The sequence below is a fragment of the Actinomadura harenae genome, assembly GCF_003696215.1.
In the GTDB taxonomy this organism is placed as follows: Bacteria; Actinomycetota; Actinomycetes; order Streptosporangiales; family Streptosporangiaceae; genus Spirillospora; species Spirillospora harenae.
Window position 1 is genome coordinate 1 of the sequence record NZ_RFFG01000002.1, and the last position, 15,215, is coordinate 15,215.

Below are 15,215 nucleotides of genomic sequence, written 5' to 3' on the forward strand. Positions count from 1 at the left end.
CGCCACCGCGACGCTCACGACGCTCGCCGCCACGGCCACCGCCGCCGCCCGCGGCGCGCTGCTGCGCGGCCTGGGCCTCGCGCTCGGCGCGGGTCTGGGCGGCCTCGCCCTTGTAGATCCACACCTTGACGCCGATGCGGCCGAAGGTCGTCCGGGCCTCGTAGAAGCCGTAGTCGATGTCGGCGCGCAGCGTGTGCAGCGGGACCTGGCCCTCGCGGTAGAACTCCGACCGCGACATCTCGGCGCCGCCGAGACGGCCGGAGCACTGGACCTTGATGCCCTTGGCGCCGGACTTCATGGCCGACTGGATCGCCTTGCGCATCGCGCGGCGGAACGCCACGCGGGAGCTCAGCTGCTCGGCCACGCCCTGCGCGACGAGCTGGGCGTCGATCTCGGGGTTCTTGACCTCGAGGATGTTCAGCCGGACCTGCTTGCCGGTCAGCTTCTCCAGGTCGCCGCGGAGACGCTCGGCCTCCGCGCCACGCCGGCCGATCACGATGCCCGGACGCGCGGTGTGAATGTTCACCTCGACGCGGTCACGGGTGCGCTCGATCTCGACCTTGGAGATGCCCGCCCGGTCCATGCCCTTGGAGAGCATGCGCCGGATCTGGACGTCTTCCTTGACGTAGTCCTTGTAGAGCTTGTCAGCGAACCACACGGACTTGTGGTCGGTGGTGATGCCGAGCCGGAACCCGTGCGGGTTGATCTTCTGACCCACTACCGGGCCCTCCTCGTCTTCTTACCGCCGGCCGCAGCAACCTCGTCCCGCGGGGCGACGACCACGGTGATGTGGCTCGTGCGCTTGTTGATGCGGTAGGCGCGACCCTGGGCGCGGGGACGGAAACGCTTGAGCGTCGGCCCCTCGTCCACAAACGCGTGGCTCACGACCAGCGTCTCGGTGTCGAGCTTGAAGTTGTGCTCGGCGTTGGCGATGGCACTCGCGAGCACCTTGCCCACGGGCTCACTCGCCGCCTGAGGGGCGAACCGCAGCACCTGCTGCGCCTCCGCGGCAGGCAGGCCGCGGATGAGGTCCACCACGCGCCGAGCCTTCATGGGCGTGACACGGATGAACCGTGCCTGGGCCCTGGCTTCCATCGCTGTTCCTCTCTCCTACAGATTCCTGCCCGCTCAGCCGCGACGGCTGCGACGGTCTTCCTTGACGTGGCTGCGGAACGTGCGCGTCGGCGCGAACTCGCCGAGCTTGTGCCCCACCATGGCATCGGTGACGAACACCGGAACGTGCTTGCGGCCGTCGTGCACGGCGATCGTGTGACCGATCATGTCCGGCACGATCATGGAGCGCCGCGACCACGTCTTGATGACGTTCTTCGTCCCCTTCTCGTTCTGGGCGTCCACCTTCTTGATCAGGTGGTCGTCCACGAAGGGGCCCTTCTTAAGGCTACGTGGCATTGCGAGCGACTCCTACCGCTTCTTCTTGCTGCGACGACGGACGATAAGACGGTCGCTGGACTTGTTCGCCTTGCGAGTCCGGCCTTCCTTCTTACCGTTCGGGTTGACCGGGTGGCGGCCACCGGAGGTCTTACCCTCACCACCACCGTGCGGGTGGTCGATCGGGTTCATGGCGACACCGCGGACGGTCGGGCGCTTGCCCTTCCACCGCATACGGCCGGCCTTACCCCAGTTGATGTTGGACTGCTCGGCGTTGCCGACCTCGCCCACCGTCGCGCGGCAGCGGACGTCCACCATGCGCATTTCGCCGGACGGCATACGCAGCGTGGCGTACTTGCCCTCCTTGGCGAGCAGCTGGACGCCGGCGCCCGCGGACCGGGCGATCTTCGCGCCGCCACCGGGCTTGAGCTCGATGGCGTGGATGACCGTACCGGTCGGGATGTTGCGAAGCGGCAGGCAGTTGCCCGGCTTGATGTCGGACCCGGGGCCGTTCTCGACCCGGTCGCCCTGCTTGAGCCCCTGCGGCGCGAGGATGTAGCGCTTCTCACCGTCGGCGTAGTGCAGCAGCGCGATGCGCGCGGTGCGGTTCGGGTCGTACTCGATGTGAGCGACCTTCGCCGGGACGCCGTCCTTGTCGTGCCGGCGGAAGTCGATCAGCCGGTACGCGCGCTTGTGGCCGCCGCCCTGGTGCCGGGTGGTGATGCGGCCGTGGTTGTTACGGCCGCCCTTCTTCGGGAGAGGACGCAGCAGCGACTTCTCCGGCTCGGTGCGCGTGATCTCGACGAAGTCGGCCACGCTGGAGCCGCGACGACCCGGGGTCGTCGGCTTGTATTTACGGATGCCCATCTTTTTCGTGCAATCCCTTAGTTCACGCTTCGGGGCTCGGACCTCGTCAGGAGGTCTGTCCGCCGAAGATGTCGATCGGCTGCTCGCCCTCGGCCAGGCTCACGATCGCGCGCTTGGTGCCCTTGCGCTGGCCGTAGCCGAAGCGGGTCCGCTTGCGCTTACCAGGACGGTTGATCGTGTTGACGCCGGCCACCTTGCGGTCGAAGATCGCCTCGACGGCCTGCTTGATCTGCGTCTTGTTCGCGTCCGGGCGGACGATGAAGGTGTACTTACCCTCGTCGAGCAGCCCGTAGCTCTTCTCCGAGACGACCGGCGCGAGAATGATGTCGCGGGGGTCAGAGATCTTGTTCATGTCTGCCCTCGTTACTTCGCGGCGCGCGCCAGGAACGACTCGTACGCCTTCTGGGTGAAGACCACGTCGTCGTTCACGAGCACGTCGTAGGTGTTGAGCTGGTCGTCGACGATGACGTGCACGCTCGGCTCGTTGCGCAGCGACTTCCAGGTCAGCTCGTCCTCACGGTCGAGGACCAGGAGCACGCGCTTGGCCTGGGTCACACCGCGCAGGGCGGCGAGGGCCGTCTTCGTCTTCGGGGCGTCGCCCTCGATGAGGCTGTCGACGACGTGCACCCGGCCGAAGCGGGCGCGGTCCGACAGCGCGCCGCGGAGCGCGGCGACCTTCATCTTCTTGGGCGTCTTCTGCGAGTAGTCGCGCGGCTGCGGGCCGTGGACGATGCCACCACCGGCGAACTGCGGCGCACGGGTCGAACCCTGGCGCGCGCGGCCGGTGCCCTTCTGCCGGTACGGCTTCTTGCCACCACCGGAGACGTCGCCCCGGGTCTTGGTGGAGTGCGTGCCCTGCCGAGCCGCCGCGAGCTGCGCGACGACGACCTGGTGGATCAGCGGAACGCTGGTCTTGCGGTCGAAGATCTCGGCGGGCAGGTCGATGTCGAGCTTGGAGGTCACTTGCCCGTCCCCTTCACTGCGTCGCGAACCAGGACCACGCCGCCGTTCGGACCGGGAACCGCGCCCTTGATCAGGAGCAGGCCCTTCTCCGCGTCGATCGCGTGAACCGTCAGGTTCTGGACGGTGGTGCGCGCGTTGCCGTGCCGTCCCGCCATGCGGAGGCCCTTGAACACGCGACCCGGGGTCGCGCAGCCGCCGATCGAACCCGGCGAGCGGTGCTTGCGCTGGGTACCGTGCGAGGCGCTGAGACCACGGAAGCCGTGGCGCTTCATGACACCCGCGGTGCCCTTGCCCTTGCTCGTGCCGGTCACGTCGATCTTCTGGCCGGCCTCGAAGACGCTGGCGGTGATCTCCTGGCCGAGTTCGTACTCGGCGGCGTCGTCAACGCGCAGCTCGACCAGGTACCGGCGCGGCGTGACGCCGGCCTTCTCGAAGTGGCCCGTGCGCGGCTTGTTGACCTTGCGCGGGTCGATCTGGCCGAAGCCGATCTGAACGGCCGTGTAGCCGTCCGACTCCTGGTTCTTGAGCTGGGTGACCACACACGGCCCGGCCTGGACGACGGTTACCGGAACCATCCGGCCCTCATCGTCGAAGACCTGGGTCATGCCGAGCTTCTCGCCCAGGACGCCCTTCCTCTGCGTACTCATTTTGGTGCGTCCCTCAGAGCTTGATCTCGATGTCAACGCCGGCCGGAAGGTCGAGTCGCATCAGCGAGTCGACCGTCTTGGGCGTCGGGTCGATGATGTCGATCAACCGCTTGTGCGTGCGCATCTCGAAGTGCTCGCGGCTGTCCTTGTACTTGTGCGGCGAGCGGATGACGCAGTACACGTTCTTCTCGGTCGGCAGCGGCACCGGGCCCGCGACCTTGGCGCCCGTCCGCGTCACCGTCTCAACGATCTTCTTCGCGGAGGTGTCGATGACCTCGTGGTCGTAGGCCTTGAGCCGGATGCGGATCTTCTGTCCCGCCATGGTGGCCTCGGTGTCCTTTGCTGGTAGTGCCGCTGTTGCTTCTTGGTCGTGGAACGGCGGGCCGACATGGCGTTCCAGGCCAGTGGTCAGCCCGCCGAACTACGAGAGTGTTACTTGAGGACCTTCGTGACGCGACCCGCGCCGACGGTCCGGCCACCCTCACGGATGGCGAACTTCAGGCCGTCCTCCATGGCGACGGGCTGGATCAGCTCGACGCGCATCTCGGTGTTGTCGCCCGGCATGACCATCTCGGTGCCCTCGGGGAGGTACACGACGCCGGTCACGTCCGTGGTACGGAAGTAGAACTGCGGGCGGTAGTTGTTGAAGAACGGCGTGTGGCGGCCGCCCTCGTCCTTGGACAGGATGTAGACCTGAGCCTCGAACTCGGTGTGCGGGGTGTTGGTGCCCGGCTTGATGACACACTGGCCGCGCTCGACGTCCTCGCGCTTGATGCCACGGAGCAGGAGGCCGACGTTGTCGCCCGCCTGGCCCTGGTCGAGCAGCTTGCGGAACATCTCGACACCGGTGACCGTCGTCTTGGACGAGGTCTCCTTGATGCCGATGATCTCGACTTCCTCGTTCACGTTGACGACACCGCGCTCGATGCGGCCGGTGACGACGGTGCCACGGCCGGTGATCGAGAAGACGTCCTCGATCGGCATCAGGAACGGCTTCTCGGTGTCACGCACGGGCTCGGGGACGTTCTCGTCCACCGCGGTCATGAGCTCGATGATGGACTCGGCCCACTTCTCGTCGCCCTGCAGCGCCTGGAAGGCGGAGACGCGCACCACCGGGACGTCGTCGCCCGGGAACTCGTACTCCGACAGGAGCTCGCGGACCTCGAGCTCGACGAGCTCCAGGATCTCCTCGTCGTCCACCATGTCGCACTTGTTCAGCGCGACGACGATGTAGGGGACGCCGACCTGGCGGGCCAGGAGCACGTGCTCCTTGGTCTGCGGCATCGGGCCGTCGGTGGCGGCGACCACCAGGATGGCGCCGTCCATCTGCGCCGCACCGGTGATCATGTTCTTGATGTAGTCGGCGTGACCCGGGCAGTCGACGTGCGCGTAGTGCCGCGACTCGGTCTGGTACTCGACGTGCGCGATCGAGATCGTGATACCGCGCTCGCGCTCCTCCGGCGCCTTGTCGATGTCCTCGAACGGCGTGAAGGGGTTGATGTCCGGGTACTTGTCGTGGAGCACCTTGGTGATCGCCGCGGTAAGCGTGGTCTTACCGTGGTCGATGTGCCCAATGGTGCCGATGTTCACGTGCGGCTTCGTCCGCTCGAACTTGGCCTTCGCCACTGGTTGCTCCTTGTTGCGATCCTCGGCCTGCAGGAGGCCGCTTCGTGTGTTGGCTGGGTGACTGTGCTGGCTCGACGACCGTCGCCGGGCCGGGGGCTGGTTACTCGCCCCGGGCCTTGGCGATGATCTCCTCCGCGACGTTCTTGGGAACCTCGGCGTAGGAGTGGAACTGCATGGTGAAAACAGCCCGGCCCTGGGTCTTGCTGCGCAGATCACCCACGTAGCCGAACATCTCCGAGAGGGGCACGTGGGCCTTGACGACCCGCATCCCCGCACGCTCGTCCATCTCCTGGACCTGACCGCGCCGGGAGTTGATGTCGCCGATCACGTCGCCCATGTTCTCCTCGGGCGTCGTGACCTCGACGGCCATCAGCGGCTCGAGGATGGTCGCCCCGGCCTTGCGGGCGGCCTCCTTGAACGCCATGGAACCGGCGATCTTGAACGCCATCTCCGAGGAGTCCACCTCGTGGTAGGCACCGTCGAGAAGGGTGACCTTCACGCCCACCATGGGGTAGCCGGCGAGAACGCCGAACTCGGCGGCCTCCTGGCAGCCCGCGTCGACCGACGGGATGTACTCCCGCGGGATACGGCCACCGGTGACCTTGTTCTCGAACTCGTAGCCGTCGCTGCCCTCGCCCAGCGGCTCCAGGTTGATGATCACGCGACCGAACTGACCGGAACCACCGGTCTGCTTCTTGTGCGTGTACTCGACCTTCTCGACCTTCCGCGTGATGGTCTCGCGGTAGGCCACCTGGGGCTTGCCGACGTTGGCGTCGACCTTGAACTCCCGCTTCATGCGGTCGACCAGGATCTCCAGGTGCAGCTCGCCCATGCCGGCGATGACCGTCTGACCGGTCTCCTCGTCGGTGCGGACCTGGAAGGAGGGGTCCTCCTCCGCGAGCCGCTGGATGGCGGTGCCGAGCTTCTGCTGGTCAGCCTTGGTCTTCGGCTCGATCGCCACGTCGATGACCGGCGCCGGGAAGTTCATCGACTCGAGGACGATGGGGTCCTTGTCGTCGCTGAGGGTCTCGCCCGTGGTGGTCTGCTTCAGACCCATGACGGCGACGATGTCGCCGGCGCCCACCAGGCTGATCTCCTCACGCTTGTTCGCGTGCATCCGGTAGATCTTGCCGATCCGCTCCTTGCGCTCCTTGACGGAGTTCAGGACCTGGGAACCGGCCTCGAGCACGCCCGAGTAGACGCGGATGAAGGTCAGCTTGCCCAGGTGCGGGTCGGACGCGATCTTGAACGCCAGCGCGGAGAACGGCGCGTCCTCGGTGGCGTCCCGGTGGAGCGTCTTCTCCTCGTCGCGCGGCGAGTGACCGTCCACGCCGCCGTCGTCCAGCGGAGAGGGCAGGTAGCGGACGATGGCGTCGAGCAGGGGCTGGACGCCCTTGTTCTTGAACGCCGTTCCGGTCAGGACCGGGAACAGCTCGCCCGCGATGGTGGCGCGGCGGATCGCCGGGTAGAGCTGCTCGATGGTGGGCTCGGTGCCCTCCAGGTACAGCTCCATGATCTCGTCGTCGGCCTCGGCCAGCGTCTCGATCAGCTTGTCGTGCCACTCCTGGGCGATCTCGGTGTGCGTGTCGGGGATGTCGACCGTGTCGTACATCTCGCCGAGCTTCGCGTCCGAGGTCCAGACCAGGGCCTTCATCGTGATCAGGTCGACGACGCCCTTGAAGTCCGCCTCGGCACCGATCGGGAGCTGCATGACCAGCGGAGTCGCGTTGAGGCGGTCCTTGATCATGTCGACGCAGCGGTGGAACTCCGCGCCGACCCGGTCGAGCTTGTTGACGAAGCAGATCCGCGGGACGTTGTAGCGGTCCGCCTGGCGCCACACGGTCTCGGACTGCGGCTCGACACCGGCGACACCGTCGAACACCGCGACGGCACCGTCCAGGACGCGCAGCGACCGCTCCACCTCGATGGTGAAGTCGACGTGTCCCGGAGTGTCGATGATGTTGATGGTGTGCTTGACGTCCTCGACCGGCCAGGTGCAGGTGGTGGCCGCGGAGGTGATGGTGATTCCCCGCTCCTGCTCCTGCTCCATCCAGTCCATCGTGGCCGCGCCGTCGTGGACCTCACCGATCTTGTAGCTGATGCCCGTGTAGTACAGGATCCGCTCGGTGGTGGTCGTCTTACCGGCGTCGATGTGGGCCATGATGCCGATGTTGCGGACCTTGGAGAGGTCTACACCGGTTTTGGTAGCCACTTTCGTCCTCGCTGCGTCTCGTCGTAAACCTGGATCCGCCGGATTACCAGCGGTAGTGGGCGAAGGCCTTGTTGGACTCCGCCATCTTGTGCGTGTCCTCGCGCTTCTTGACGGAGGCGCCAAGGCCGTTGGAGGCGTCGAGCAGCTCGTTCATCAGGCGCTCGGTCATGGTCTTCTCGCGACGCTGCCGGGAGTAGAGCACCAGCCAGCGCAGCGCGAGGGTCGTGGAGCGGGCGGGCCGGACCTCGACCGGGACCTGGTAGGTCGCGCCACCGACACGGCGGGAGCGGACCTCCAGGGTCGGCTTGACGTTGTCCAGCGCGCGCTTGAGCGTGACGACCGGGTCGTTGCCGGTCTTCTCGCGCGCACCCTCCAGGGCGTCGTAGACGATGCTCTGCGCGATGGAGCGCTTGCCGTCCAGCAGAACCTTGTTGATCAGCGCGGTGACCAGCGGCGAGTTGTACACCGGGTCGGCGATGAGCTGGCGCTTGCCAGCAGGGCCCTTGCGCGGCATTAGCTCTTCTCCTTCTTGGCGCCGTAGCGGCTGCGCGCCTGCTTGCGGTTGCGGACGCCCTGGGTGTCCAGCGAACCGCGAATGATCTTGTACCGAACGCCCGGGAGGTCCTTCACTCGGCCGCCGCGCACGAGCACGATCGAGTGCTCCTGCAGGTTGTGTCCGACACCGGGGATGTAGGCCGTGACCTCAATCCCGCTGGTCAGCCGGACACGGGCGACCTTGCGAAGCGCAGAGTTCGGCTTCTTGGGCGTCGTCGTGTAGACGCGCGTGCAGACACCCCGGCGCTGGGGGCTGCCCTTGAGCGCCGGCGTCTTGTTCTTGGTCACCTTGTCCTGGCGGCCCTTTCGGACCAGCTGCTGGATCGTGGGCACCGCGTCTCCGTCTTCCTCGTACCGAGCCGGTAAGTCTTGTTCTGCCTGAGCCCCGCCTCGCGAGACCCGTCATCACCACCTCGTTTGAGGCTGTGACCTGCCGGTTTCCCGACCTCTCCGACCCACGCGGTCGGGCGTGTCGCATCCGGCGCACCCAAGGATGACCGTGATCCGACACGAGACCGCCCGGCCCACTGCATGGGCCGAAACAAGCCGGGGAGTTTGCTACGGCGCTGGGCCGCCCTGTCAAATCGCAGGGACCTGCCGGCGCGCACGCAGATTGGCCCGCACACAGCGGGCACAAGGACAGAGGTTACCGACCACTACGCGAAAGGTCAAAGCGAACGGTCCACTATCGCGAGCGGCCCCTTCGGCGCAAGCTCGCGACGCCCCTGCGGGCCATCTTCCCGTAGTCACAACGGTCCCGGGCCGACAGGATGTTCCCGTCATGTGACGCAAATCCCGTCGGCGTCTCGCCCTCACCGTCCCGGACCGCGGGGCCCGGGTCAAGGAACCCGGGCCGGACTTTTGCGTGTCGCTGCCGCGCGGCCCGGCCCCGATTCCCGGTTCCGGCCGGTTCCGCTCGGCGGTTCCGGCCGGAAGGGGCTCGGCTGGGACGAGTCCGGCAGGCTGAGTTCGGCTGACTGAGTTCGACAGGTCCGAGTTCGGCGGGGCCGGACGGGCCTCGGTCAGAGGAGGAAGGCCACGGCCAGCGCGATGATGACGATCACCGCGACGGCCGCGCCGCCGACGATGAGCCAGAGCTTCTTGTTGCTCTTCTCGCCGCCCTGCTGAGCGGGCGCCTGCTGGTAGCCGGGGTACGCCTCGCCGCCTTGGGCGCCCTGGGCAGCCTGGCCGTACTGACCCTGGCCACCGAACTGGCCGCCGACCTGCCCCTGGCCGAAGGCCGCCGTGGCCTGGCCGAACTGGTCCTGCTGGCCGTACTGCCCCTGGTCCTGCTGGCCGTACTGACCCTGGCCCTGGTCCTGCTGGGCGTATGGCTGCTGGCCGCCCTGCCCGTACTGGCCCTGCTGCCCCTGCGGCGCCTGCTGGCCGTACTGCCCCTGCTGGCCGTACTGATCCGGCTGACCGTACTGCCCCTGCTGGGCGGGCTGACCGTACTGGCCCTGGTCCTGCTGGCCGTAGGGCTGCTGGCCGTACTGGCCCTGCTGCGCGGGCGCGCCCCACTGCTGCTGCCCGGCGTCCATGCGGGTCGCCTCACCCAGGCCCTGGTCCTGCTGGCCGGGCTGCCGTCCCTGCGCGGACGGGTCGAACGCCTGGGTGGGCAGGCCGTCCTCGACCTGCGGACGGTCGCCTCCGAACCTGGACGGCCCGGACTGCGCCTGGGCCTCGTGACCCGCGACGGGCGTGCCCAGCCCCTGGTCGGGCGGCGGGACCATCATGGTGCGCTCGTGGTCGCCGCCCTGCCGGCCGGCAGGCCGTCCCGTCCACGGCTCCGGGGTGTCGGGGGCGGCCGGGGCCTGCCAGGGCTCGGCGGCACGCCGTTCCGGGCCCGAGGCCACCGGGACGTCCGGCCCGGGCGACCACGCGACGGTCGCCTGGTCGTCCACCTTCGGGGCCGCGCGGCCGGGCTCGGCGGACGCGGGAGGGGTCACGGCCGGGCCGGGGACGATGAGCGTCCGGTCCTCGCCCTGCACGGGGGCGGGCGGCTCGGCGGACGGGGCCTTCGGCTCCGCCGGCGGCGCGAACGGCTCACCGGCGGGCGGGTAGGCGCCCCCCTGCTGCGCGGCGTACGGGTCCGGGGCGCCGAACTGCTGCTGGCCGGGCTGGCCGAACTGCCCGGCGTCGGGCTGCTGGCCGTAGGGCTGCTGCGGGTAGCCGGGCTCCCCCGCCTGGGGCTGTCCCGCCTGGGGCTGTCCGGGCTGGGGCTGGGGCTGGCCGCCGTAGCCCTGGGGTGCGGCCGGGGGCCGGCCGTACGGGTCCTGCGGCGCGCCATAGCCCTGCTGCTCGTACGGCTGCTGCTCGTACGGCTGCTGACCGAAGGGCGGCGGGCCGGGCTGCTGGGCGTAGGGCTGCTGGTCACCCGGCTGCGCGGGCGGAGCGCCGAAGCCGCCCTGCGGGTCCGCGGGCGGGGCGCCGAAGCCGCCGGGCGTGCCCTGCGGGTCGTGCGGAGGGGTGGGAGTCTGCCGGCCGACGACCGGCATCGACTCGATCATCGTGGGCGGAGCGGCCGGAGGCGCGGGCCGCGAGGGCGGAGCGGGCTGGGCGGGCTGGGCCGGTGCGGGCGGCTGCCCGCCACCGGTGCCGCCGAGCTGCGGCGCTCCGAAGACGACCGTGCGGTCGCCCATCGGACGCGCGGGCGGTGCGGCATCCTGGCCGTCCTCACTGGAACCGGCCGCCCGGCTCTCCGCGCCCCCGGACTTCTCGTCGTCCCGGGGCGACGGCCACTGCGGTCCCTGCGCGCCGTCGTTGTCGGTCATCGTCAGGCTCCTTCGGGCGGATATTCCCACGTGAGGGGGGTCCCCACGATGTGACGCATCGGCTCAAGCCTGCCCCGATCTCCGGGGGAATCGCAAATCATCACCCGGTTCGACGCCCCTGTCCACCCGCCCGTTCCCGGCCGTGACGTCCCGTCCGGCCCCAAACCGGCGCCGATGACGCGGCCGTTCCGGAACGTCCGGGTGGAGGTGAGAGCGCTGGGCGGGACGGTGCGTCCGTGACGAACGGAACGCGAAAAGGGCCCCCGCCGAAGCGGGGGCCCTTCACCGACTGGCTAACGGTCAGCGGTTGTACTGACCGAAGTCGTACTCCTCCAGCGGGACGGCCTCGCCGGAGCCCTGCCCGAACGAGTAGTCCGCACCGTCGTCGTAGGAGCCCACGGAGTAGACCGCGGCCTTCGCCTCCTCGGTCGGCTCGACCCGGACGTTGCGGTACTGCGGCATGCCGGTACCGGCCGGGATGAGCTTGCCGATGATGACGTTCTCCTTGAGACCGAGCAGCGGGTCGCTCTTGGCGTGCATGGCCGCCTCGGTGAGCACCCGGGTCGTCTCCTGGAAGGACGCCGCCGACAGCCACGACTCGGTCGCGAGCGACGCCTTGGTGATGCCCATGAGGACCGGACGGCCCGCCGCGGGCTTGCCGCCCTCGGCCACCACCGAACGGTTGTTCTCCTCGAACATCGGCCGCTCGACCAGGTCGCCCGGCAGCAGCTCGGTGTCACCGGCCTCGAGGATGTTCACCCGCTTGAGCATCTGGCGGACGATGATCTCGATGTGCTTGTCGTGGATCGACACACCCTGCGACCGGTACACCTCCTGGACCTCGTGGACCAGGTGGAGCTGCACCGCGCGCGGGCCGAGGATGCGCAGGACCTCGTGCGGGTTCTGCGCACCGACGATCAGCTGCTGGCCGACGTCGACGTGGGCGCCCTCGAAGACGCCGTCCGACAGCCGGGCCCGCATCGGGACCTGGTAGGCGATCTCGTCGGTGCCGTCGTCCGGCACCACGATGATCTTCCGGGTCTTCTCGGTCTCGTCGATCTTGATCCGGCCGGCGACCTCGGAGATCGGGGCCACACCCTTGGGGATGCGGGCCTCGAAGAGCTCCTGGACACGCGGCAGACCGTGGGTGATGTCACCACCCGCGACACCACCGGTGTGGAAGGTGCGCATGGTCAGCTGCGTACCGGGCTCACCGATGGACTGGGCGGCGATGATGCCGACGGCCTCGCCGACGTCCACCCGCTTGCCGGTGGCGAGCGAGCGGCCGTAGCACGCGGCGCAGACACCGATCTTGGCCTCGCAGACGAGCGCGGACCGGGTCCGCACCTCCTCCACGCCGACCTCGACCAGGCGGGTGATCACCGTGTCGGACAGGTCGGTGTCGGCCGGGAAGATGACCGTCCCGTCCACCGTCACGTCCTCGGCGATCGTCCGGCCGACCAGGCTGGTCTCGGACTGCACCGGCTTGGTCAGGGTGCCGTCCGCGGCGCGGTCGGCGACCCGGAACGCGATCGTGCGGTCGGTGCCGCAGTCGATCTCGCGGACGATCACGTCCTGCGCGACGTCCACCAGACGACGGGTCAGGTAACCCGAGTCGGCGGTCCGCAGCGCGGTGTCGGCCAGGCCCTTACGGGCGCCGTGCGTCGAGATGAAGTACTCGACGACCGACAGGCCCTCACGGAAGGACGACTTGATCGGACGCGGGATCGTCTCACCCTTCGGGTTCGACACCAGGCCGCGCATACCGGCGATCTGACGCAGCTGGAGCGGGTTACCGCGGGCGCCCGACTGGATCATCATCCAGATCGGGTTCTCCTTCGGGAACGCCTTCTCCATGTCCGCGGCGACCTCGGCGGTGGCCTTGTTCCAGATCCCGATGAGCTCCTGCTTGCGCTCCTCGTCGGTGATCAGGCCGCGGTTGTACTCGCGCTGCACCTTGGCGTCGTCACGCTCGTGCTGCGCCAGGATGGCCGCCTTGTTCGGCGGCGTCACGACGTCCTCGATCGAGATGGTCACACCGGACCGGGTGGCCCAGTGGAAACCGGTGCTCTTGAGGGCGTCCAGCGCGTCCGCGACCTCGACCTTGGGGTAGGTCTCGGCCAGCTCGTTGACGATCGCCGACAGCTGCTTCTTGCCGATCTCGGCGTCCACGAACGGGAAGTCCGCGGGCAGGGCCTCGTTGAACAGCGCGCGGCCGAGCGTCGTCTCCAGCCGGTACGGCTGACCGGGCTCGTAGCCCTCCGGGGCGACCCACTCGCGCGGCGGCGGGACGTCCTTGAAGCGCAGCTGCACCTTGGCCTGCAGGTCCAGCTCGCGCCGGTCGTAGGCCATGATCGCCTCGGCGATCGAGCCGAACGCGCGGCCCTCGCCGGTCGCGCCGTCCTTCTGCGTCGTCAGCCAGTAGAGGCCGATGACCATGTCCTGGGTGGGCATGGTGACGGGCTTGCCGTCCGACGGCTTGAGGATGTTGTTGGTCGACAGCATCAGGATCCGCGCCTCGGCCTGCGCCTCGGCGGACAGCGGCAGGTGCACCGCCATCTGGTCGCCGTCGAAGTCGGCGTTGAACGCCGTGCAGACGAGCGGGTGGATCTGGATGGCCTTGCCCTCGACCAGCTGCGGCTCGAACGCCTGGATGCCGAGACGGTGCAGCGTGGGCGCGCGGTTCAGCAGAACCGGGTGCTCGGTGATGACCTCTTCGAGGACGTCCCACACGACCGACTTGGCGCGCTCGACCATCCGCTTGGCGGACTTGATGTTCTGCGCGTGGTTGAGGTCGACCAGCCGCTTCATGACGAACGGCTTGAACAGCTCCAGCGCCATCTGCTTGGGCAGACCGCACTGGTGCAGGCGCAGCTGCGGGCCGACGACGATGACCGAACGGCCCGAGTAGTCGACGCGCTTGCCCAGCAGGTTCTGGCGGAACCGGCCCTGCTTGCCCTTCAGCATGTCGCTGAGGGACTTCAGGGGACGGTTGCCCGGACCCGTGACCGGACGGCCGCGGCGGCCGTTGTCGAACAGCGCGTCGACGGCCTCCTGCAGCATCCGCTTCTCGTTGTTCACGATGATCTCGGGCGCGCCGAGGTCGAGCAGACGCTTGAGCCGGTTGTTCCGGTTGATCACGCGGCGGTACAGGTCGTTCAGGTCGGAGGTCGCGAAGCGGCCACCGTCCAGCTGGACCATCGGACGCAGGTCCGGCGGGATCACCGGGATGCAGTCCAGCACCATGCCGAGCGGGCTGTTGCGGGTGTTCAGGAACGCCGAGACGACCTTCAGCCGCTTGAGCGCGCGGGCCTTCTTCTGGCCCTTGCCGGTGCGGATGATCTCGCGCAGCTTCTCGGCCTCGGCGTCGAGGTCGAAGTTCTGGAGCCGGGCCTGGATGGCCGCGGCGCCCATGCCGCCCTCGAAGTACTTGCCGAAGCGGTCGCGCATCTCGCGGTAGAGCATCTCGTCGCCCTCGAGGTCCTGGACCTTGAGGTTCTTGAAACGGCTCCACACCTCGTCGAGCCGGTCCAGCTCACGCTGGGCCCGGTCGCGCAGCTGCTTCATCTCGCGCTCGGCGCTGTCGCGCACCTTGCGCTTCTGGTCGGCCTTGGCCCCGGCGGCCTCGAGCTCGCCCAGGTCGGCCTCCAGCTTCTGCTGGCGGCCTTCCACCTGGGCGTCGCGGGCCTGCTCGATCTGCTGGCGCTCGACCGAGATGTGAGCGTCGAGCGTGGGCAGGTCGCGGTCACGCCGCTCCGCGTCCACACTCGTGATCATGTAGGCCGCGAAGTAGATGATCTTCTCGAGGTCCTTGGGCGCCAGGTCCAGCAGGTAGCCCAGCCGGGACGGCACGCCCTTGAAGTACCAGATGTGCGTGACGGGCGCGGCCAGCTCGATGTGGCCCATCCGCTCACGGCGCACCTTGGCACGGGTCACCTCGACGCCGCAGCGCTCACAGATGATGCCCTTGAACCGGACGCGCTTGTACTTGCCGCAGTAGCACTCCCAGTCGCGGGTCGGACCGAAGATCTTCTCGCAGAAGAGCCCGTCCTTCTCCGGCTTCAGGGTCCGGTAGTTGATGGTCTCCGGCTTCTTCACCTCGCCGTGCGACCACTGGCGGATGTCGTCGGCGGTCGCGAGGCCGATGCGAAGCTCGTCGAAGAAGTTGACGTCAAGCAACTT

The 15,215-nt window shown here is 68.5% G+C and carries 14 protein-coding genes; all 14 read right to left on the minus strand.

The window, feature by feature from the left end:
• Positions 1 to 718 (minus strand): 30S ribosomal protein S3 (gene rpsC / locus EBO15_RS01050; RefSeq protein WP_122192380.1); only part of this gene is annotated, 718 nt, incomplete at its 3' end.
• Complete coding sequence (gene rplV / locus EBO15_RS01055) at positions 718 to 1,095, minus strand: 50S ribosomal protein L22 (RefSeq protein WP_117361129.1); 378 nt, start codon at positions 1,093 to 1,095, stop codon at positions 718 to 720. The genes rplV and rpsC, both read right to left, overlap by 1 nt.
• Before the next feature lie 33 nt (positions 1,096 to 1,128).
• Entirely contained in the window at positions 1,129 to 1,410 is a 282-nt protein-coding gene (gene rpsS, locus EBO15_RS01060) for a 30S ribosomal protein S19 (protein WP_122192381.1), read from the minus strand.
• 12 nt (positions 1,411 to 1,422) lie between these two features.
• Positions 1,423 to 2,256: a 50S ribosomal protein L2 gene (gene rplB / locus EBO15_RS01065; RefSeq protein ID WP_122192382.1), complete on the minus strand. Its 834-nt coding sequence runs from the start codon at positions 2,254 to 2,256 to the stop codon at positions 1,423 to 1,425.
• Positions 2,257 to 2,302: 46 nt separating this feature from the next.
• Positions 2,303 to 2,608 (minus strand): 50S ribosomal protein L23, encoded by a 306-nt coding sequence (rplW, locus tag EBO15_RS01070; RefSeq protein ID WP_026414303.1) that lies wholly within the window; start codon positions 2,606 to 2,608, stop codon positions 2,303 to 2,305.
• 11 nt (positions 2,609 to 2,619) lie between these two features.
• Entirely contained in the window at positions 2,620 to 3,219 is a 600-nt protein-coding gene (gene rplD, locus EBO15_RS01075; protein ID WP_122192383.1) for a 50S ribosomal protein L4, read from the minus strand.
• Positions 3,216 to 3,866 (minus strand): 50S ribosomal protein L3, encoded by a 651-nt coding sequence (rplC, locus tag EBO15_RS01080; protein WP_122192384.1) that lies wholly within the window; start codon positions 3,864 to 3,866, stop codon positions 3,216 to 3,218. The genes rplD and rplC overlap by 4 nt, the downstream gene beginning before the upstream one ends.
• 13 nt (positions 3,867 to 3,879) lie before the next feature.
• The gene (gene rpsJ, locus EBO15_RS01085) at positions 3,880 to 4,188 is read right to left on the minus strand and encodes a 30S ribosomal protein S10 (RefSeq protein WP_018657599.1); all 309 of its coding nucleotides are present in this window, start codon (positions 4,186 to 4,188) and stop codon (positions 3,880 to 3,882) included.
• 110 nt (positions 4,189 to 4,298) lie between these two features.
• On the minus strand, positions 4,299 to 5,492 hold the full coding sequence (gene tuf / locus EBO15_RS01090; protein WP_122192385.1) for an elongation factor Tu: 1,194 nt from the start codon (positions 5,490 to 5,492) through the stop codon (positions 4,299 to 4,301).
• A 100-nt stretch (positions 5,493 to 5,592) separates the two neighbouring features.
• Positions 5,593 to 7,653 carry an elongation factor G gene (fusA, locus tag EBO15_RS01095; protein ID WP_378238772.1) on the minus strand — a complete coding sequence of 687 codons (2,061 nt, stop codon included), beginning with the start codon at positions 7,651 to 7,653 and terminating at the stop codon, positions 5,593 to 5,595.
• 94 nt (positions 7,654 to 7,747) lie between these two features.
• A complete protein-coding gene (rpsG, locus tag EBO15_RS01100) occupies positions 7,748 to 8,218 on the minus strand; it encodes a 30S ribosomal protein S7 (protein ID WP_067487277.1) in 471 nt (156 codons plus the stop codon).
• Entirely contained in the window at positions 8,218 to 8,592 is a 375-nt protein-coding gene (gene rpsL / locus EBO15_RS01105) for a 30S ribosomal protein S12 (RefSeq protein WP_019632621.1), read from the minus strand. Before rpsL ends, rpsG begins: the two co-directional genes overlap by 1 nt.
• A gap of 689 nt (positions 8,593 to 9,281) precedes the next feature.
• Entirely contained in the window at positions 9,282 to 11,033 is a 1,752-nt protein-coding gene (locus EBO15_RS01110; protein WP_122192387.1) for a hypothetical protein, read from the minus strand.
• A gap of 300 nt (positions 11,034 to 11,333) precedes the next feature.
• Entirely contained in the window at positions 11,334 to 15,212 is a 3,879-nt protein-coding gene (locus tag EBO15_RS01115; protein WP_122192388.1) for a DNA-directed RNA polymerase subunit beta', read from the minus strand.
• Positions 15,213 to 15,215 lie beyond the last annotated feature (3 nt).